Below are 20,434 nucleotides of genomic sequence, written 5' to 3' on the forward strand. Positions count from 1 at the left end.
TACATCCCATGTCAAGTTAGCCTCGCCGCCGTCTCGTCATCGTTGGCGGCCTTTGCTCGTCGGGCACTCTTCCAGCGGGGAAAATCCAGGCGCGCCGCTCCTTCTCGCTGTCATGAAGCTCCATGCCTCGTCCTCGTAACCGGGAGGGGCACCGGAGTTGAGGTATCTGGCGTAGGCCATCGCCGCCTCTCCCCGGATGTCGCTCTCGGCGCGGGCGCAGAGCGCTCTGGCCAGATAGAGGAACGCAGCGGCGTTCGCGGGATCGCGCTGCGTTACCCAGCGCAGCTCGCTCACGGCGCGGTCCAGGTCACGCCCGCTCTCGAAGAGCACGCGGCCAAGATGATAGTGCGCCGCGGTTGACCGCTCCCCCGCCTTTCCGCGGATGAACGCGTCGAGCGTCTCGATGCTCTCCTCGTACTTTTCGAGCGCAGCGTAGGCGATCCCGCGCCATAGTGGTTTATGGGGTATGTCAGCGCGCTCGAGCGCGGCGAGCACACGGCGGGCCGGCTCGCGATCGAGGTTCGTGAGGCACGCTCGGGCGCTGTCCAGGAGCCTGTCGTCGAACGCGATCTCCTCCATCCCCTCCCCGGTGACATGCACGTTCAGCGTCGCCTGAACCCTCCCGAACAACCCTCGCCACGTGAGCGTGGCCGGCCGGGCTGCTCGCAGCACCCTGGCAATCTCATGGGTCAATAGACCGCGAACCACGCCGCCGGATCCGGGCGGCGACAGGGGCATCACCGTCTCGACCTGGGGCCAGTCTTCGCTGGCCCTTGCCATGTTGATGGATCCATTGAGCGCGGTCAGCCTGCCGACGCGGAGGGGAGACTCGAAGAACCGGGGCCCGATCAGGGCACGCCCAAGCGGGACCGGCCGCGGGTCCGCCTCGACGTACCTCGACCCTTCAGCGGGCGTCCTGCTCGTCCAGCCGGCGTCCATGATGGTGACGAGCCGGGCCGAGCCCCGACCGGCGAGCTCGCCGAGCTCGCGCAGGGAGATGTCGAACACGCCCTCGCTTCGCCCGTCCGCGCTCACGATCGTCGGATGGCCGCTCGCGTCGAAGGAGCCGTTGCCAGCGAAATAGAAGAGCGTGGCCGACTCCTCCGGCTTCGCGGCGAGGTCCTCGAGCGCCGCGAGGATCGCGGCGCGGCTCGCGGCGCCGTCGAGGAGCAAGTGCACGTTCTCCGGCAGAAAGCCGCAGCGATCGATGAGCACCTGACACAGCGCGCAGGCGTCGTTGACCGCGCCCAGCGGCCGGGGCACCCCTGGATGACCATACGCGTCGATTCCGACGATGACCGCGAAGCGATTGCCTCGCTTGAGCCGCGCGATCAGCGAGGTGACGTCGTTTGCCAGCGGGGCCTGCTCCGGCGGGGTAAAGGCGCGGAGATACCCATCGAGCGAGTCTGCCGCGGCCTCCCGCTGTCCGGCGCCGATCTGAGCGACGGCGACCGCCATGAGCGCCTCCGGCTCGGACGGCGCGCGCGCGTGCGCCGACAAAGCCAGGGCTTCCGCCGCCCGCTCGTACGCTCTTGCTGCGAGGAAGCCGCGACCGGCGGCGTAGTGCAGGTCGGGCGGCGCCGCGGGGAACGCGCGAAGAATCACGTCGTAGCGCGCCTCGAGCTCGTGGCGCGCGAACCCGTCGAAGCGCCGGCGCCGGCTCAGCTCGAAGAGCATGAGATGCCCGATGCACACCGGCTCAAGGCGGTGGGACACCGATCCTGTCCCGCTCAGGTGCGGCTCTTGCTCCCATTGGTTCACATGGGTCTGCATGCTCTTCGCGATCTTGTCCCTGAGCTCTTCCAGCGTGATGCCCGGCGGCGCCGTCTTGAGCTGCTCGACGAGCGCCCAGGAGAAGAGCCCGCGGCGGCCGTGGCGCTCATCGGTGTGCACGGTCAAGGCCTGCCGTCCGGCGCTGGCTCCGAACAGGGCCGCGTAGGACGCGCCCCGGGCAAGGCCGATCAGCGTCGGCGATGCGTCCGAGTCCATGATGAGCGTCTTGCGCCGTGAGCGGATGCTTGTAACGATCCTGTGGACCTCGTCCAGCGGGATCGGTGGAACGGCGTGCTCGGCGTCCTCTTCCGCGTCGGGGCTGCTGGCGCGGTGGGGGAGGATCGCGTCGTCTCGAAGCGGCAAGCAGCCGCGGCAGCCGCTGTAGAAGATGACCACCGCGTCGTCCTCGGTCGCAGAAGTGACGAGCTTCTCCAGCTCGCCCAGGATGCCGTCCCGGGTCGCGTCGGGCCCGCAGAGCAAGATCGCGTCGTCGGCGGCGAAGCCCCACCGCTCGATCAAGACGTCGCGGAGCGAGCGCGCGTCGTTCGCTTCCGCCGCGTCCTCGTTCATTCCCCGGGCTTGGTGGCCGACGCCGATCAAGAGCGCGCGCCGGGTACCGGTGCTCGCGCGGCGCTCCGGATCCGTCAGGAGATCGCGCGCAAAGGCCGCTCGCGGGTCGTTGGGGCTCTTCGCGAGGAAAGACTCGAGTGCTTGCTTCGCGGCGCCGTCTTTGTGGGCCATCGCGAGCGCGACGCCCAGGTAGTACGCCGCCTCCGCGGCTCCGGCTTCGTCCTGGCTCACCACGGCCTGAAAGGTCGGGATGGCGCGGTCGCTGTCTCCGGCATCGAGGCGCGCGAGGCCGAGGTCCACCGTGTTTTCGACGAAGAGCTCGCTGGCCAGGTCCAGGCTGACTCGATCGCCCAGCAGCCGCGCGAGGTCGGCGAGATCGCGGCCGAGCGCCAGCCGCTCCTTGTTGTCGAGCGTCGCCCTCCAGGCGAGCGGCAGGCTGTTATCGAAGCCGTTTCCGCTGATCCAGGGGTGTTGCGGCGTGGGCTCCGTGGCTTCCGTCACGTTCTTGCTCACATAGTCGAACAGGCTGCTCACGGTCACCTTGCCGGTCTCTTCCTCGGCGGCCTCGCCGCTCAGCCCTTTGAGCAGAAAGTGCGTGAAGACGCCGTGGCCGCCGTCCCACTGCGCGCCTTCTTGCGCCGTCTCGTTCGCGCGCGTGGACGAGATCGTCGCGATCCCCGCCTGCGCCTTGCTGAGCGCCTCGGCCTGCTGATTCATCACGTCGCCTGCGCTGAGGCTTCGCTCTCGTGTCGAATCGCCGATCGGCGAACCGTGGCAGACATCGACCAGGATGATCCCTCGTTCGGCCAGCACATAGTCGTTCAGGGCGTTCTGCACCTCCCGCATCGGCAGGGCCGTGGACCCGATGTCTCTCGCGTCGGTGTCCCACGTGATCAGATAGAAGATGTTTCCCCGAGCCCCTACGTCCGGCTGACCGTGGCACGCGAAGTAGAGGACGATGATGTCGTCCGTGGCAGCTTTTTTAAGGAAGCTCCGGAGCGCCCACGTGATCCTGGCTGTCGTCGCTTGCTCATCGAGCAAGAGCTGGACATTGGTGCTCTTGAAGCCGCAGCCCGTCTTGAGGAGCTTGTCCAGGTCTTCGGCGTCACGAGCCGCGTAATGCAGGTTGAGGCTCGCGTCCTTGTACCTGGAAATCCCCACGATCACGGCCCACTTCTCTGCATAGGCGCCATAGACGGAAGGGGTGATCGGCCGCACATTCCGGTCGATCGGAGGCGCGTTCGCGTTGCTCGAGGGGGCCACCGTCACGCCACGATCAGCCCGCGGGGCTGGAGGTCGTCCAGGGGAGGGGCGGCGCCGCGAGGAGCAGCGCCGGGGACAAGGCGGTTGAGGCCGGTCGGCGTTGGCCGCCGCGCGCTCGGATGTGCGTGGCCATGCAGCCTCCGATGTCCCAGCGGCCGCGCGCGTCGCTCGCCGTCGCGGCCTCGCCCGCCTCGCTCCGCTACGCGGTCAGGCGTCGCGCCCGGCGGGGGGCCATCGTGCTGCGCCAGCTCCGCGGAGCACCCGCACCGGCGCTGGCTGCCCTCAGCGCACGCCGACGAGGCGCTGCATCAGGCGCTGGAACTCGGGGACCGACAGGTCGATGTGCTCGACGACGCGGCCGTAGAGCGTGGCCGTGGGCACGTTGCGGCCGTTGAACTCCTTCTCGAGCTCGGAGAGCTTCCAGAGAATGATGCGCTCGGCGCGGGTCAGGCCGTCGCGCACGTCCGGGAGCTCGTCGAGCGGGGATCGCCTCGGGGGCATGGTCGGGCTCCGATCTAGGGTTGGTGGGCCGAGCTCACTGCACGACGCCGAGCACGCGCTGCTGGCGCGCGAGCTCCGCCGCGTTCTTGAGCGCCTCGAACAGCTCGCGCGACGCCGGCAGCCCCCGGATGACGAGCTCCGGATCGCTCGCGTCCTTCGTGAACACGCGGATCTCGGCGACGTCGAGCAGCCGCTGCATGAACGTCTGCCGGAGGTCGATGTCGAGGACCCGCCAGAGCTGCAGGGTCTCGATCCGGCGCGTGAGCAGGCCGGCCTCGTAGTCGATCGTGCGATCGGTGATCTTGTAGCGGAGGCTCTTGCGCTTCCAGTGCAGGATGCCGAGCCAGATGAGGCCGACCAGCACGAGCGAGAGCACGCCCGCCGCCAGGTAGGACCAGAACCACGCCTTCCAGCTCGGCGTCCCCTCGAACAGGACGCGCGCCGCGCCCGGCGCCGGGGCGAGCGCGGCGCCCGCGTGGGGGGTGGGGGCGAGCGCGCCGGGAGCTTGGGCGAGCGGCGCGGCGACAGCTGCGGCGGCCACGGGCGCTCTCTCATCGAGCATGCTGCCGCAGAAGCGGCACTTGATCGCGGCGTCCTGGATCTGCTCCGCGCAGAAGGGGCACGGTTTCACGCGGGCGATTGTAGTACGGCGCCCGCCGGAATGCGCGCTCGCAACGACGCCCGCCGGCTCTTCGGAACACCCGGCCGGCGCGATTGCATCTGCCCGGGACCATCGTCAGGATCCTCCCTTCCCGGCACCCGACGGGCCTGGCGACGGCCGCCCGGTGGAGCGAACTCGATGAGCAACGTCAAGGGCAACGCGCTGGGGGGGTTCAAGGACTTCGTGGCCACACGGCACGGCGCCGCCGGCGTGGCGCGGTGGTTGGAAGGCCTGAGCCCGCAGGAGGCCGCGCAGGTGGGCGGCATCCTCCTGCCGAACGGCTGGTACCCGGTGAGCCTCTGGAACCGCCTCATCGACCGCTATGTGGCGCTGTTCGGAGATGGCAATCCGCAGTGCTTCCGGCCCGTGGCCAGCGCCATCGCCGCGGCGGACCTGCAACGGTTCTTCACGGTGCTGCTCAAGGCCGCGTCCCCAGCCACGATGCTGCGCCGGTCCTCTTCGCTGTGGGAGCGCTACTTCGACGAGGGCACGATGGAGGCGACCGAGGTCGGCGCGAAGCGCTACACGGTCCGCCTCACCGCGTCGCGGCTCCTGGACCGCGCTCCCGGGCCGGTGACCTGCGCGGTGGGCATCCCGGCATGGCAGGAGCGGATCCTGTCCCACATGGGCGCTCGGGAGGGCCGCTGCCTGCACACCCGTTGCCGCTTCCGTGGCGCCAGGGCGTGCGAGTTCGAGGTGTCGTGGTCGTGACCGCGCCACGAGGGCACGCTCGATCCGGCGTCGCTCAGGGCGCGTCGGCGCTGGCGGAAGCCGGAGCTACCAGCGACGATCTCGCCCAGGCATCGGGAACCAACTCGCCCGGCCGTCCGCGCGGCCAACCCGCCTGCAACTTGCCGATCACGGCCGTCGTCCAGGCGAGCGGGTTGACTCCGTGCATCCGGCACGAGCCGAAGATCGTGTAGCCGATGGCCAGGCGCTGAGCGCCCTTATCGGAGCCCGCGAATAGGTAGTTTTTCTTCCGAGGGCTACACGTCTTAGCTGCCGCTCGACCTCGCCGTTAACGACATCCGGACAGGCCTCCTCTTCATCGCGTCTAGGAAACGAGCTTCTTGCATCGGCCATACACGTCGTGCCCCGCGCGACGAGCTCCCTCCCATTGGGCCCGTCGGCTCGGCACCACCTCTCACGATGCCGGCGCGCTACCGCCGCCCGGCGCCGGAACTACGGGGCCACGCTCGCGGGCCGGGCGGCGAGGGCCCTCACGGGTCCCCCCTGCCCCCGGCGGCGAGCGCCGCCTTCCCCGCGCGCCCCAGCCGCCGGATCGCCGCCTCCCGCCGCTGCGCCTCCCCCCTGTCGGCCGCCGCCTCGACGTGGACCACCGCGAGCGGCCCCCGGCCGCGCGTGTACCGCGCCCCGCGCCCCGCCGCGTGCTGCGCGAAGCGCGCCTCCACGTCGCGGGCGATCCCCGTGTAGAACGACCCGTCGCCGCAGCGCAGGATGTAGACGTGCCAGCCCGCGGTCACTCCTTCGGCCCCTCGTTGTAGCCGCGCGGCCGGTACTTCGGGTCCACTCCTCCGTGCGTCGCGCCGTTGTCGAGCGTGTCGGTCGCGAGGTACGCGAGCCACGTCCCCGGGTGGTCCACCGCGAGCTGTCTGAGCTCGTCCTCGTGCGCCGCGAGGCGCTGCTCGTCGTGCAGGCACTGCAGCGCGAGCGCGATCAGGCTCAGCTCGTTCGGGCCGAGCTCCATGCCGCGCTCGTAGTGCGGGAAGGCCTCGTCGGCGCGGTGCATCCGGCAGAGCGTGTCGCCCGTGTACACGTGCGCCATCGGCCACGTCGGGGCGAGCTCCATCGCGATCTTGCTCTCGGCGAGGCGGGTCTCCAGGTCGCCGCGGGCGCCCTTCATCACCGAGTAGTTGAGGTGCGCCTTGGCGCTGTTCGGGACCGCCTCCTTCGTCGCCGCCCAGAAATCGAGGTCGTTGCGGTAGTCCATCGCGTGCCGGTAGGCCTGCGCGCACTGGAAGCCGAAGAAGAGGACGAACAGCGCCGGCGTCACCCACGCCCTCCATGACCAGCGCGCGCGCGGCGTGAGGGTCGAGCCAGCGAGCGCCTCGTGCAGCCACGAGAAGGCGACGGCGAGGACGAGCGACGAGCCGATGGCCGGGAAGTACCAGAAGCGCTCGGCGCGCACCGTCGGCAGGACGACCGGGATGTTCGAGTGCGGGAAGTAGCTGACCACGACCCAGGTCAGCCCGATCGCCGCGATGCACAGCCCCGCGTAGCCGCGGCGCAGCGGCACCCAGGCGCTCCGGTCCGCCGTCGCCGGGCAGGGCAGGGGGCGCGCGCCCTCGACCAGCAGCCCGAGCCCGAGGAGGAACGCGGGCAGGAACGGCAGCGGCCAGAGCACGAGCGGCAGCGCCCGGAGCAGCGGCACGCGCCCCGCCGGGCGGAGCACGTGCCAGTCGTACGCGGCGAGCGCCGCCGCCGCGATCGCGAGGAGCGCCCCCGCGAGGAGCAGCGGCCACCGGCGCGACGTCGCCTGGCCGCCGTCCACAAGGAAGGCGGCGCGCACCGAGCGCCGCTCGCGCCGCTCCAGGTGCTCGCGGCGGAGGGCCGCGATCCAGAGCGCGAGCGAGCCGAGCGGGGGCAGCACCATCATCGCGGCGCCGGCGACGCTGCCGAAGAAGACCAGCCTGTCCGGCACCGGCTCCTGCGGGTACGAGTAGTCGCCGCTCAGCGTCCACGGGAACACGATCTGGGTGAGGCCCCGCCAGTAGACGCGCAGCGCGCCGGCGATCCGGTGCGGCATGTCCGCGGCGCCGAGCGGGTTGTTGAGCGGATCGCGCGGCAGGGGCGCCTGGTGGAACCAGACGAGCGTCTCGTGCAGCGCGCGCTTCACGAGCGGCGCGCCCTCGGCGAGCGGCGCGGCGAGCTCGGCCGGCATGGGCGCGGGGAACCAGCGCCGCCGGAGCTCGACGTAGAGCACGAACGCCGCGCCCGCGGCGAGCAGCGCGAGCAGCGCCCGGACGAACCGCGCCGGCCGCGTGGGGTGGGTGAGCGGCGCGGCGATCAGCGCGGCGAACGGGACGAGGGGCACGCAGACGAGCGCGCTCTCCTTGGAGAAGAGGCCGAAGAGCACGGCCGCGAACACGCCGAACGGCATCGCCCACGCGGGCAGCGCGAGGGCGGCGAGGGCGGCGATCGCCCCCATGCCCCCGAGCACGTCGGCGATGCCCACGATGCCGCTCACCGCCTCGGTGAGCAGCGCGCAGCCGACGAAGAGGAGCCCGGTGAGGTAGGCGAGCCCGCGCCGCCGCGTGAGCCAGAACGTGACGCACGTGAGCAGCGCGGCGTTCACCGCGTGGAAGAGGACGTTGTAGAAGTGGTGGAAGAACGGCTGCTTCGTGACCGCCCAGATCGTGCGCCAGAGGAAGTTCGGCAGCGGGCGGTAGGAGCCGACGCTCCGGTCGGGCGGCAGCCCCCAGAAATCGCGGTGGATCGCCTCGAGGAAGCCGATCCCGCCCTTCGCGTTCACGTACGGGTTGGCGAGGAGCGCCTCCTGCTCGTCGAAGATGTAGTTCGTCGACGGGGCGCGCGTGAAGAGGATGACGGCGACCAGCGCGAGCGGCGCGATCGCGGACAGAAACGTCGGATCGAGCGCGAGGAAGTAGTCGCGCACGCGCCGCGCGGCGTCCCCGAAGAAGGACGGCGCGGCGGGCGGCCCTGCCGACGGCGGCATCCCGGAGGACGGCGGCGGCCCGAAGGACGGCGGCGGCCCAGAGGACGGCGGCATCCCGGAGGACGGCGGCCCGTACGGCACCGTCGTGTCGTCGTCGAGCGCGTCGGCCGTGAGCTCCGGCACGTCGTGCCCGGCGGAACGGGACGGGGGCGGATAGGTCACGCCGCGCCCTCTCAGCCCTTCGCGTCCGGTGGAGCGGTCGGCGCGCCGTCCGGCTCGGGGACGGACCAGATGTCGCCCCAGAGCGGCTGGCCGCCGTCGACGCCGTAGACCGCGCCCGTGATGAAGTCGTTCTGGTCGCTGGCGAGGAAGACAATGAGCCGCGAGACCTCCTCGGGGGTGGCGAGGCGCTTGAGCGGGGTGGCGCGCCGCGCGAGCTCGAGGAGCTCGTCGCCGTACTGCGACGTGCCGCTCGACCGGATGTTGCTGCCGGGCGCGACTGCGTTGACGCGGATCCCGAGCGCCGCCCACTCGACGGCGAGCGAGCGGGTCAGGTTCTCCACGCCGGCGCGCGCGGCGCCCGTGTGCGCCATGCCCGGGAAGCCGCGGCTCACCGACGCGGTGACGTTCACGACGCGGCCGCGGCGCGCCGGGAGCATCGCCCGCCTCGCGACCTCGCGCGTCATGAAGAAGGTACCGTTCAGGTTGTTGCGGACGACCGCCTCCCATCCCTTCGGCGTCATGTCCATGGCCGGACTCGGGAACTGACCGCCGGCATTGTTCACGAGGACGTCGACGCGGCCGAATTTGTCGAGGACCTGGCCCACGAAGGCGGCGATCTGCTCCGGCTCGCGGATATCGCACGGCGCGGCGAGCACGTCGTCGCCGGGGACGCCATCGCCCGCGAGCGTCCCCGCCGCGGCCTCGAGCTTGTCGGCCCGCCGGCCGCAGAGGGCGACCTTCGCGCCCAGGTAAGCGAGCTCACGCGCGCACGCGAGGCCGATGCCGCTGCCCCCGCCGGTGACGATCGCTACCTGGTGTCCGAAGAGTCCTGGGGCGAAGATCGAGCGCACCTGGGTCACGCCCCGCGTTTACAACGGCTCAGCGGGCGCCGCCACACGCTGGGCGATCCGGGGTGGTTCCGGCGTCCCAGGCAGAAAGGCCCCGGCGTTCGGGGGCGCTTGCCTGTCCGGCTCCGGCGGCTGGCGCGGAGTGCTCCACGGCGCGGCGATCGCCCAGCGCGCCTTGCCAGACGCCTCGCGGTCAGCGCGCGGTCGGACCGCCGATCCCGCTGCGCGATGTCGGCGCTGCTCACGCGAGCGACAGCGCCTCTTGAGCGAGGCATTTTTGAACGAATTGGCTCATTTGCGTGTACTCACGACGTCCCTGGGCCCCGGATCCGCCCTCGCCTCTGGGCACGATTCCGGCGCTCCGGTGGAGCGGACCGCGCGGAGAGCCGCGCATTCCGCATGGTATCTTCTCGCTCGTTATGGACTCTGCGTACCTTGAAGGGCACGTGATCGCCGATCGGTACCGCGTCGTTCGCGTGCTTGGCCGCGGCGGCAGCGCGATCACCTACGAGGCCGAGGACCTCTCGACCGGGGGGCGCGTCGCCGTCAAACAGCTCCTGATCTGGAAGCGCGCGGAGTGGAAAGCCCTCGATCTATTCGAGCGCGAAGCGAGGGTCCTCGCGAACCTCACCCACCCCAGCATTCCTCGCTATATCGATTACCTCAAGCTCGATGGCGCGCAGGGGCCTTGCTTCTATCTGGTGCAGGAGCTCGCGCCGGGGCGACCGCTCTCGGCCTGGGTCAAGGACGGATGGCGCGCCGACGAGGCCGAGGCGTCGACCATCGCGCGGCACGTCCTGCGGACGCTGCTTTATCTCCAGGGCTTCAGCCAGCCCATCGTCCACCGCGACATCAAGCCGCAGAACCTCCTCCGCCACGAGGACGGCTCCGTGTACCTCGTCGATTTCGGCGCCGTGGGGGAGGCGCGGGACACGACGTCGGGGGGCAGCACGGTGGTGGGCACGTACGGTTACATGGCCCCGGAGCAGTTCCGCGGCCGCGCCGCGCCCGGGAGCGATCTCTATGGGCTCGGCGCCACGCTGCTGCACGTGCTCTCCGGCCGCGATCCCGCGGATCTGCCCCAGAAGGGCATGCGGTTCGATGTCCGCGGCAGCGTCCATGTCTCGCCCCCCTTCGCCGACTGGCTCGATCGCATGCTCGATCCCGACCTGGATCGCCGGTTTGCCACGGCGAGGGAAGCGCTCCTCGCGCTCGATCGTCCGGCGGGACGTAGCCCCCGGCGCGGCCTGTTCGTGGCGGCCGCGGTCGCCCTCGGCCTCACGGCCGCCGGCGGCGCCGCCATCGTCGTCCACCGCACCCGCTCGGTTCCCCTGAGCAGGAGCAGCAGAGACGCACCGAGCTCCTCGCCGACGCGAAGGAGCACCTCGAGGAGGCGTTGCGGCTCGATCCCAAACACCGGGGCGCGCAGGACGCGCTCGCAGCGCTCGACCGGCCCGCGCGCTGAGCGCGCTGCTCACAGGCCGCGCGTCGCGAGGCGTCGGGCCTCACCTCAACCAAGGTCGCCGGTGAAGCGGATCGGCACGCGGAACGCCGTGAACATGGCCTTCACGTGCCTGGGCGAGAAGAGGGCGCCGAGCGTCGCGTCCTCGACCCCGCGGCGCTGCACCAGCTCGTAGAGCTCGAGCAGCGCGTACGCGCAGAAGAGCTCGAGGCGCTTTCCGATGTGCTTCAGGATTCTGCCGCGGTTCCTGTAATACGGCGCGTAGTCGCCCTTGTACCGAAGATCGAGCGCTTCGATGCGGTACTCGTACTGAACGTAGGCGCGTTCCCCGAGCGCGCGATTGCAAAGGAGCTCGGCTTCGACGTACGCGCCGGTGTCGACCACCTCGACGCCGGGCCCATCCCCGAAGACCCAGAGCCCGTCGAAATGGGGCTCTTCGCCTTCTCGTGGCTCCTCGTGCGTCTTCGGGTGTCCGGGCGACACGGAAAAGCACGCTCGAAACTCGTCGCGGATCTCGGCGCTGTGGGCGAAGAGCGCCTCTATCTGCCGCTCTTTCGGAACCGAAAACAGCTTGGCCGTCTTGCCCATGAGCAGTGCTCCTCAGAGGTGTTTCCCCGCAGTCCGAGAGTGCCCGATTCAGCACCTCCCACTCTACCCGAGCGCCGAGCCAACGCGTCCCCGGCTGCGTCTCGTCCAGGCTACGGGTGGATCAGGTCACCGTGCCGCGCTTGTGGAATTCCGGCTTGTCCCAGGCGCCGCTCTCGAGAAGGTCGCGCAGCACGTCCACCGCATCCCAGACGTCGACGAAGCGGGTATACAGCGGGGTGAAGCCGAAGCGCATGATGCGCGGCTCGCGGTAGTCGCCGATCACGCCACGGGCGATCAGCGCCTGCATCACCGCGTAGCCCTGCGGGTGCTCGAAGCTGACCTGGCTGCCGCGGCGGGCGGCGTCGCGCGGGGTGATCAGGGTCAGCGGATGCTGGCCGCAGCGGGCTTCCACCAGCTGGATGAACAGCTCCGTCAGCGCCAGCGACTTGGCGCGCAGCGCGGCCATGTCGGTATGGCGGAAGATGGCGAGCCCGCATTCCACAAGCGAAAGCGCGGTGATCGGCTGGGTGCCGCACAGGAAGCGGCCGATTCCGTCGGCGGGGGTGTAGGCGGGTTCCATCGCGAACTGCCGGGCGTGGCCGAACCAGCCGGACAGCGGCTGCCAGAAGCGGTTCTGATGATGCGGCGCCACCCACAGGAAGGCCGGCGCGCCGGGGCCGCCGTTCAGGTACTTGTAGGTGCAGCCGACGGCGAAGTCGGCGCGGGCGCCGCGGAGGTCCACCGGCACGGCGCCCGCGGAATGCGCCAGGTCCCACACGGTCAGCGCGCCGGCTTCGTGCGCGAGCGCCGTGACAGCGGCCATGTCGTGCATGTAGCCGGACTTGTAGTTGACATGGGTGAGCACCAGCACCGCCACGTCGTCCCTGATCGCCTGCGGCAAGTCCTTGGGCGAGTCGATCAGGCGTAACTCGTAGGCTGCGCCGCCGCCCATCTTCAGCAGCTCGGTCAGGCCCTCGGCGATGTACAGGTCGGTGGGGAAGTTGTCGCGCTCCGACACGAGCACCCGGCGCTCCGGCGCGGCGCTCTGCTGCTGGCGCAGGGCGGCGGCCAGCACCTTGAACAGGTTGATGGACGTGGTGTCGGTGACCACCACTTCGCCGCTGCCGGCGCCGATCAGCGGAGCCAGGAGGTCGCCCAGGCGGCGGGACATGTGCACCCAGCCGGCCGTGTTCCAGCTGCGGATCAAGCCGTCACCCCATTCCGCTTCTATCACTTCCCTGGCACGGGCCAGCGACGCCTTGGGGCGGGCGCCCAGCGAGTTGCCGTCCAGGTAGATCACATCGCCCGGTAGCGCGAACTCGTCGCGCAGGTGGCGCAGCGGGTCGCTTGCGTCGCGGGCAAGGCAGGTGTCGCGGGTGGTTTGCAGGCTCATGTCAGGCGTCCCTTCGGTTCCGCAGCGCAGCGTGCGCAGCATGGCACGGACCGGACTGGCGCCCAGGTTGGCCAGCTCGAGCGGCAGGGAGATCCGTTCGTGGTCGCCGGGCGGCATGTCATCCAGCTGCAAGCCTTCCAGGATGGCGAGGTCGCGGTGGTGAGCTTGCCGGTGCCCGTCCTGCATTTCCGAGGTTTCCGGGTCCAGCGACGAGGCATCGACGCCGATCAGGCGCTCGCGGCGAGCGCCCGCTCGACGGCCTGCGCGTAGGGCATGGGCGTGAGCGGGATGATGGCGCGGATCGGCCCCACATCGCCGACGAGGTCGGCGTCCAGGCCCAGCAGCAGGTCGGCGAAGGCGCCGCGGGGCAAGCCAGCCAGGCGCTCGAAGAGCCCGGCGAACGGCGCCAGCAGCCAGGGCAGGAGGTGCAGCTTCCACGGCGGGCGCCGGCCGAGCACGCGGGCCGCCACGTCGACCATCTCGTCGGTGGTGAACGCCTCGTCGCCGCCCACGTCGAAGGCCCGGCCGAAGGTGCGCGGCTCGTCGAGGCTGCGCACGAGGTAATGGACGAGATCGTCGAGCGCGATGTTCTGCATGCGGCTCCGGCCGCTGCCGAGGATCAGCGCCACGCGCCGCCGCGCGTTGGCCAGCGTGGCGTCGAAGCCGAAGCCGCCACGTCCGACGATCTGCCCCGGCCGGAGGATGGTCACGTCGAGCCCGCTGCCGAGCAGCATCTGCTCGGCCTTCCAGCGACCGCGTGCCCAGATCGAGCGCGTGTCGGGCGTGATGCCCAGGAAGGTCACGTAGAGCACGCGCCGCACGCCGTGGATCCGGCAGGCTGCCACCACGTTCTCCAGGCCGCGCAGCTCGGTGTCCACGAAGGTCTCGCCGGGCGCGGCGCCCTTCTGCGGTGAGAGCGTGTGCACGCAGTTGAACACGGCCTCGCAGCCGCGAACCGCTTCCTCGATGGAGGCGCGGTCGGCGATGTCGCCGCGCACGAGCTCGGCGGCGGCGGGCAGTCTGGCGCGGGCGGCGTCGAGGTTGCGCACGGCGCAGCGGACCAGGAACCCTTCTTTCAGCAGGACCTTGACGAGGCGGCGACCGGTGAGCCCGGTGCCGCCAAGGACGAGCACAGTTCGCATGTCCTCATCGATAGCGAGGGCGTGTCGAACGCACCATGCGCAAGCGTGCCGATAACTGTCGCGAGCGTACGGAGCGATCGGACGAGTGTCAGCCGCGCGCTTCGTTGCGGTAGTCCCGCGGCCGCTTGCCGGTGACGCGCTTGAAGGCCTGGCTGAAGGCGCTCTCCGACGAGTAGCCGAGCGCGGCGGCGATCTGCGAGATCGGCGCTGCCTCGTCCCGCAGCCGCCGCTCCGCCAGCCGGATGCGCCACGCCGTGAGGTACTGGAGCGGCGCGATCCCTGCGGCCTCCTTGAAGCGCACGGCGAAGGTGGTGCGCGACATGGCCGCGGCGCGGGCCAGCTCCTCGAGCTTCCAGTCGCGCGCCGGCTCGCCGTGGAGGAGGCGCAGCGCCGCCGCCAGCCGCTCGTCGCGGAGGGCCCGCAGCCAGCCCGCGGGCAGGCGTGGCGCCGTGGCCAGGTGGGCGCGCAGGATCTGGACGAACAGCAGCTGCGCCAGCATCGATGCCGAGAGGAAGGCGCCCGGCGCGCTGCGCGCGGTCTGCTCCGCCAGCAGCTGCTCGATGAGCCAGCGGATGGGGGCTGCCTGGGGTGCGGTCGCGCGCACGTGCAGAAAAGGGGGGAGCGCGCCCTGCACGAGGTCGGCGTGGCGCGGATCGAGGGTCACGCCGCCGGCGAGGAGCAGCACCTCGGAGCCGTCACCGAGGGTGGAGAAGAGGTGGCGCTTCTGGGCCAGCAGGCACATCAAGTCCAGGGGTGGGGCCGAGAGGTCGCTGCCGACGAGGAACCCCTTTCTCCCGGGCAGGAGCACCGCGTCCCCCGGCTCACCACGGATCGCCTTCTTGTGGCCGTCCAGGCGGAACCAGCAGCCGCCCTTGGCGACGACCGAGATCTTCATCTCGCCGGGCGGCGGGAAGTGGACGGCCCAGCGGCCACCGGCGGCGATGCCTCCGGCCATGACCGACGTGGCCTGGGTGAGCCGCAGGATGTCGGTGAGCGGATCGCCGGCAAGGGAGTGGATCGCAGCGTCGAGCGACACGCGTCGTACTATGGCGCGTGCTGCCAGGCGAAACTACCGTTCGCCGAGGCGGGGGGCGAGCGCGGGGAGCCGCGCCGCCGCGCCGGCGGCGACGCCGAGGCCGCCGGTCGTCGCTCATCCAAGGTCAGGGTTGAATGGTGACCTTGGTCCCGACCGGCACGAGCGCATAGAGCACATCGACATCCTCATTGGTCAGGCCGATGCAGCCGTCGGTGGGCCCCCAGAGCTTCTGAAGACCGGCGGCGTTGGCGAGACGGATCCAGGCGCGCGCCAGGCCGGCGAGGCGGGGGTCGCTGCCATGGATGCCGATCGCGCCTCCCGGCTTCTCGATGCCCTTCGCGCGGGCGCGCTTCAGGTCATCCACGTTCGGGTACGAGACGCCGAGGAAACGATAAAACCGTTTGCTCTCGCGTTTGCTGTCGATGCGGTAGACGCCCTCCGGCGTGCGCTCGTCGCCCTCGCGCTCCTTGGGACCGACGGGGTTGGCGCCAAAGGTGGCCGGAAACGTGAACGTCTTCTGGCCGGCGCAATGAAGGTCGAGCGCTCCATCGCCCTTGCGGACGACGATCTCGGGCCGAGCACAGGTGGTGGGTCGTGCCTCGCCGGCCAGGGGAATGGCCAGAAGAATTCCGGACATGGCCAGGATCAGAGCCGCGAGGAGGAGCGGGCGCCGTACACTGGAAGTGCGGTGCTTCGGCGTTGCTGCCACCTCGGGAGCTTACCAAGCACCGGCCAGCGAGGCAAGAATACGCCCCCACGCTCGGATCGTGGGCGAGGCAGGCGTCAGCGGAAGGCGCTCCACATCACGTCGACGAACGCGCTCCTGTGAAGCCCCTGATCGGCGCCGGTCCCGTGCAGATCGGGAAAACGCCCGCACTGCTTGCCTGCCTGGCAGTCGCAGTCGGGGAAGGTCGCGCACCTCTCGAGATCCGGATCCGGGATGCAGTGACCGGGGTTCGCCGGATCGGGCCCGCCGTCCTGTTCAGGTGGGGCGCAGTGATCGGGCTGTGTAGAGGCGCCCTCCGCCACCCATCGATCAGCGTATTCAAGCGCCAGAGCATCGTTCCAGACGGCGCCGAGGCCCGGGATCAGCCGCACCACGAGGGCGCTGCCTTTCAGCGCCTGCGAGGTGCAGCACCCCTGGTACCAGCCGCCCGGCTCCGCCCCGCCGTCGATGAGCAGATAGGGGTCGAGGCAAGTCCTTGTCTTGGGGTCCGGGCCGAGGTCGAACCAGTATTCGATCTCGCCGGTCTCGTCCTCGTAGCGACAGCGATCCTGGCCCCAGATCACCTTGCCTTGAGCGTTCAGGTGCGTCTGATCGCTCTCGGCGAAATCGGAGCGCGCCGCGCCCTGGAGGCGAGCGGCCATGTCGGCGTCCTGGAGCAGCAGCGCCGTGAGGGCGATCGGCAGCTTCATCCCGAGGCCGTGGCCGCCGTCGGCCCGCCACCCCGCCTTTCCCGAGCGGAAGATCGCGTCATTGTCGATGCCGTACTGGAGCAGCGCGACCACGGCCGCGCGCCTGGCCTCGGCGCTGTCGCCCGGGCGCTGGAGGAGGACGCGCAGCGCGGCCTCGACGTTGTTGTTCGAGATGTCGGGGCCGTACGGATCATCGAGCCGAACGTTGTCGACCGGCCGGATCTGCTCGCCGGCCCAGCTCCCGAAGTAGTTGAGCTGGACGCGGATGATGGCCTCCGTCACCCCCTCGAGCGACGGCGCCTCGGCGTCGATCGCCGGCGTCGAGGCGAGCTCCGGCAGCGCCGACAGCGAGAGCGAGTCGGTGCAGTAGAGCCTCTTCGACGCCGCGTCGCCGAAGTACGCGGGGCGGAGCGCGGTGGCGGGCGGCGCGGCGTCGAGCACGGTGAGCACCGTGGCGGTCTGCAGACAGCTCTTGTCGCACCCGCCGGCGAGCGACACCGCCTTCACCAGCGAGTCGCCGGCGCCCGCGTCGTACGGCAGCCCCAGCGCGAGCCCGGCCTCGTAGCCCGGCGCGTCGCTGTCGAACGCCTGGGCATCGCTGGATACCGGATTCACCATGAGCCCGTTCTTGCCATCGGCGGCCGCGGGCGTGACCTCGATGATGTGGACCTTACCCCCGGCGGAGCTCGGGGTCACCCACGGATCCCCATTGACGAACTGGCCGCACGGATACTCCGTATCGAAGGTCCAGGTGATCCCCCACTGACTGATGCTGGAGCACTGACGCGGGACCGCGGCAGGTTGCTCGGCGCACAGCGCGCTCCCCGTGATCGGCGCGCCGCCACCTGCCCCCGAGCCACCGGCGCCGCCCACCCCGGTGCCGCCCGCCCCGGTGCCACCCACCCCGGTGCCGCCCGCCCCACCGTTGCTGGTAGGCGAGGTGGTCGCGCTCGATCTGCCATTGTCCCCGCACGCGGAGACGGCGATCGTGAGCAGAAAAAGCACCGGAGCGAGCTTGTCTCTCAGGATCCTCATCCCTTCACGATACCGGAGAATCAGGCCGCCTCGACGACTATTGCCGCACGAACCTGACGTCCATGCGAAGCGGATCCTTCCGGACAGCCCGCGCTTCCATGCGAAAAGCATTCGGCGGGCGCCGTGCCGTTCGGCGCGACGGTCGAGAAATACCCCTCCGGCGTCGGTTGACCCGATGGCGCCTGCAAGATATGGAGCTCAGAGAGCGATATGGCATGGAAGCAGCCAGGAGGAGCCCGTTCATGAGCGACGCCGGTATGGAAGCCTCGGTGACCGCCAATCGGCGCCGGTTCAATGACATCCTTTGCGGGCTCTGGCTGGCGCGGGCCCTTTCCGTGACCGCGGCTCTCCAGATCCCGGACGCGGTGGGGGATGAGCCCGTCTCGGCCGACGCGCTCGCGGCGCGGCTCCAGGTCGACGCGGCGTCGCTGCATCGCTTGCTGCGCGCGCTCGCCGCCAACGGCATCTTCGAGGAGGCGGGCGAGCAGACCTTCCGGCACAGCGAGATGTCGCGGCAGCTCCGCCGCGATCACCCGTTCAGCATGCATTTCATGGCTGTATTCATGGGGTCACAGCTCCACAACAGCGCCTGGGACGGCTTCGCCGGCGCGATCCGCGACGGGCGATCGGGCTTTCTGCACCACCGCGGCGTGCCGCTGTACGATCACCTGCGCGGCGACGCCGCCGACGCCGCGCTCTTCAATACGGCGATGATGAGCTATTCCCTCCAGACCTCTGCCGCCATCGCCGGCCTCCCGGCCTTCCGCGCGGCTGGCTCGGTGCTCGACGCCGGCGGCGGGGTTGGCGTGCTCGCCGCGGCCATCGCCAGGGCGCACCCTGGCGTGCGCGCCGTCGTGCTCGATCTGCCTGGCGTCCAGGCCGGCGCCGCGAGTTACCTGGCGCAGAGCGGCGCGGGCGAGCGCGTGACCTTCCAGCCCGGCGACTTCTTCGAGGGCGTGCCCGCTGGACACGATGTCTACGTTCTCAAGAGCATCCTGTGGAACTGGAACGATGAGCGGTGTCTTCAGATCCTGAAGAACATCCGCAGCGCCATGGGAGCGTCGAGGAGCGCGCGGCTGCTGGTCATCGAGAACGTCCTCCTGCCGTCGAACCAGACGTGGGCCACTCTCCACGATCTGCAGATGCTCGCCATCGCGGCCAGCGGCAGGATCCGCACCGGCGACGAGCACCGCGAGCTCGCGCGCCAGGCCAGCCTTCAGGTCGAATCGGTCACGGTGGTGGAGGACACGACGGTGGTGGAGCTGTCGCCGAGTTGAGCGCAGCGCGGCGATCGCCCCGCGCAGGGGCGTGTCGCCCTGCGACACCGGGTCGATTCCTGTTGGTGCGGCGCGCTCGTCGCCTCAGAGCTTCCGACTGATGGCTTCGGCGATCATGATCGTCGTCACGTTCGTCGGCGCCGAGATGATGTCCGGCATGATCGACGCATCGACGACGCGCAGGCCGTCAACGCCGCGGACCGCGCCCCCTGCATCGACGACGGCGCCCGGATCGTTCGGTCCGCCCATCGGGACGGAGGATGTCGGGTGGGAGTAGCCGTCGACCTGCGCGATGATCGCCTTCTCCAGCGCGGCGTCGTCCTGCACGTCCTTGCCGGGGGTCATCTCCAGCTCGACAACGCCGCTGAACGGCGCGGTCTCGCCGATCTTGCGTGACAGGCGCACAGCTTCCATCATCCGCCGCAGATCGCTGCGGTCCTCGAAGAAGTTGAAGCGAATCAGCGGCATCGCACGGGGATCGCGGCTCGCCAGGCGGATCGATCCCTTCGACTTCGGCAGCGTCACCGAACAGGCCAGCACGATCGCCCCTCCGGTCGGGCTCTGGGCCGGATCGAAGATGTGCGTGCCGGAGATGTGCAGGTCGAGCTCGTCCGCGCCCGCCTCGCTGGACCTGGTCCAGAGGATCGCGCCGGCGACCGGCGTCATCGACCTGGTCTCGGGTTTCAGCGCATAGACGTTGTAATAGAACGGGTGCTCCTTCAGCCGCTGGCCGACCGGTGCCTCGACGAGGACGGGAATGCTGAGCTCCTTCAGATGCGATGACGGGCCGATGCCCGAACGCATCAGGATCGCGGGGCTGCCGTACGCGCCGGCCGACAGGATCACCTGACCGGCCGCGATGGTCTCGCCACCGATGAGGCGCACGCCGGTCGCGCGGCGGCCTTCGAACACGACGCTGTCGACCTCGACGCCTCCTCTGATCGTCAGGTTCGGCCGGCGGCGTACGTCTTCCGTGAGGTAGGCCATGCCGGTGTTGATCCGCTTGCCGTCGACGACGTTCAATGGGTAGGGCGACACCCCGTGCTGCTCGGCGCCGTTGAAGTCGGTGACGCGCGCGAGGCCGCATTTTTCCGCGGCGAGCACGAACGCGCGCATCGACGGGGTATTCTCCTCCATCGTCCGCTGCCGGATCGGGAAGGGGCCTGTGCGCCCGTGCCAGGCGTCTTCGCCGGTCGGCGTGTTCTCCATCGCCTTGAAGATCGGCAGCACGTCCTCGAACGACCAGCCTTCCACGCCGTGTGTTGCCCAGCGCGCGAAGTCGGACGGCCTGGCGCGGATCGCGACCGCCGCGTTCACGCCCGAACTGCCGCCCAGCACCTTGCCGCGGATCGCGTTCACGTCGTGACCGAGCCCGAGGTGATCCTGGGTGTGGTAGCCCCAGCCGTGCTCGCGATCGCCGCCCACGCGGTTGGCGTTCGCGATCACGTCTGGAGTGTTCGCCGGCGTGTAGGCCTGGCCAGCTTCCAGCAAAAGAACCCGACGGTCCCGGTATTCGCTCAGGCGGTTCGCGAGCACGGCGCCTGCGGATCCGCCGCCGACGATGATGACGTCGAATTGTTGGGTTTCGTTGGCCATTGGGGCTTCTCCTT

At 70.3% G+C, this 20,434-nt stretch carries 15 protein-coding genes and 1 pseudogene; 3 read left to right on the forward strand and 13 right to left on the reverse strand.

Going from position 1 to position 20,434, the window contains the following annotated elements; all coding sequences use genetic code 11:
- Positions 1-36: 36 nt before the first annotated feature.
- From WME79_RS05165 to WME79_RS05175, 3 genes are all read right to left on the reverse strand, one after another.
- Complete coding sequence (locus tag WME79_RS05165) at positions 37-3,612, reverse strand: caspase family protein (protein ID WP_437532683.1); 3,576 nt, start codon at positions 3,610-3,612, stop codon at positions 37-39.
- A gap of 276 nt (positions 3,613-3,888) precedes the next feature.
- Entirely contained in the window at positions 3,889-4,107 is a 219-nt protein-coding gene (locus tag WME79_RS05170; protein ID WP_012233609.1) for a hypothetical protein, read from the reverse strand.
- Between the two features lie 34 nt (positions 4,108-4,141).
- Positions 4,142-4,738 (reverse strand): PH domain-containing protein, encoded by a 597-nt coding sequence (locus WME79_RS05175; protein WP_437532687.1) that lies wholly within the window; start codon positions 4,736-4,738, stop codon positions 4,142-4,144.
- A 168-nt stretch (positions 4,739-4,906) separates the two neighbouring features.
- Between WME79_RS05175 and WME79_RS05180 the strand changes: the two genes are divergently transcribed.
- Positions 4,907-5,479, forward strand: coding sequence for a hypothetical protein (locus tag WME79_RS05180; protein WP_437532689.1), 573 nt, complete (start codon positions 4,907-4,909; stop codon positions 5,477-5,479).
- 34 nt (positions 5,480-5,513) lie between these two features.
- On the opposite strand, the pseudogene WME79_RS05185 reads toward WME79_RS05180, so the two are convergent.
- The 4 genes and pseudogenes from WME79_RS05185 to WME79_RS05200 form a co-directional block, all read right to left on the reverse strand.
- Positions 5,514-5,797, reverse strand: a pseudogene (locus WME79_RS05185) (transposase domain-containing protein); the annotation flags it as partial.
- Between the two features lie 191 nt (positions 5,798-5,988).
- Positions 5,989-6,252 carry a GIY-YIG nuclease family protein gene (locus WME79_RS05190; protein WP_437532692.1) on the reverse strand — a complete coding sequence of 88 codons (264 nt, stop codon included), beginning with the start codon at positions 6,250-6,252 and terminating at the stop codon, positions 5,989-5,991.
- A complete protein-coding gene (locus WME79_RS05195) occupies positions 6,249-8,627 on the reverse strand; it encodes a tetratricopeptide repeat protein (protein WP_437532695.1) in 2,379 nt (792 codons plus the stop codon). Before WME79_RS05195 ends, WME79_RS05190 begins: the two co-directional genes overlap by 4 nt.
- 11 nt (positions 8,628-8,638) lie before the next feature.
- Positions 8,639-9,487: an SDR family oxidoreductase gene (locus tag WME79_RS05200; RefSeq protein ID WP_437532699.1), complete on the reverse strand. Its 849-nt coding sequence runs from the start codon at positions 9,485-9,487 to the stop codon at positions 8,639-8,641.
- A gap of 434 nt (positions 9,488-9,921) precedes the next feature.
- Here WME79_RS05200 and WME79_RS05205 point away from each other — a divergent pair, with 434 nt between their 5' ends.
- On the forward strand, positions 9,922-11,112 hold the full coding sequence (locus WME79_RS05205; protein WP_437532702.1) for a serine/threonine protein kinase: 1,191 nt from the start codon (positions 9,922-9,924) through the stop codon (positions 11,110-11,112).
- 534 nt (positions 11,113-11,646) lie between these two features.
- Here the strand turns inward: WME79_RS05205 and kynU are convergent.
- From kynU to WME79_RS05230, 5 genes are all read right to left on the reverse strand, one after another.
- Positions 11,647-12,912, reverse strand: coding sequence for a kynureninase (gene kynU / locus WME79_RS05210; protein ID WP_437539764.1), 1,266 nt, complete (start codon positions 12,910-12,912; stop codon positions 11,647-11,649).
- A gap of 233 nt (positions 12,913-13,145) precedes the next feature.
- Positions 13,146-14,060 carry an SDR family oxidoreductase gene (locus WME79_RS05215; protein ID WP_437532704.1) on the reverse strand — a complete coding sequence of 305 codons (915 nt, stop codon included), beginning with the start codon at positions 14,058-14,060 and terminating at the stop codon, positions 13,146-13,148.
- Between the two features lie 88 nt (positions 14,061-14,148).
- Positions 14,149-15,096 (reverse strand): AraC family transcriptional regulator, encoded by a 948-nt coding sequence (locus tag WME79_RS05220; protein ID WP_437532707.1) that lies wholly within the window; start codon positions 15,094-15,096, stop codon positions 14,149-14,151.
- A 124-nt stretch (positions 15,097-15,220) separates the two neighbouring features.
- A complete protein-coding gene (locus WME79_RS05225) occupies positions 15,221-15,805 on the reverse strand; it encodes a L,D-transpeptidase family protein (protein WP_437532710.1) in 585 nt (194 codons plus the stop codon).
- Positions 15,806-15,879: 74 nt separating this feature from the next.
- On the reverse strand, positions 15,880-17,547 hold the full coding sequence (locus WME79_RS05230) for a hypothetical protein (protein ID WP_437532712.1): 1,668 nt from the start codon (positions 17,545-17,547) through the stop codon (positions 15,880-15,882).
- Positions 17,548-17,789: 242 nt separating this feature from the next.
- Here WME79_RS05230 and WME79_RS05235 point away from each other — a divergent pair, with 242 nt between their 5' ends.
- Positions 17,790-18,824, forward strand: a complete 1,035-nt coding sequence (locus tag WME79_RS05235) for a methyltransferase (RefSeq protein ID WP_437532714.1) — start codon at positions 17,790-17,792, stop codon at positions 18,822-18,824.
- A gap of 84 nt (positions 18,825-18,908) precedes the next feature.
- On the opposite strand, the gene WME79_RS05240 is transcribed toward WME79_RS05235, so the two are convergent.
- Positions 18,909-20,420, reverse strand: coding sequence for a GMC family oxidoreductase (locus WME79_RS05240; protein WP_437532717.1), 1,512 nt, complete (start codon positions 20,418-20,420; stop codon positions 18,909-18,911).
- Positions 20,421-20,434 lie beyond the last annotated feature (14 nt).

Origin of the sequence: Sorangium sp. So ce726 (assembly GCF_051521405.1) — a bacterium.
Taxonomy (GTDB): domain Bacteria; phylum Myxococcota_A; class Polyangia; order Polyangiales; family Polyangiaceae; genus Sorangium.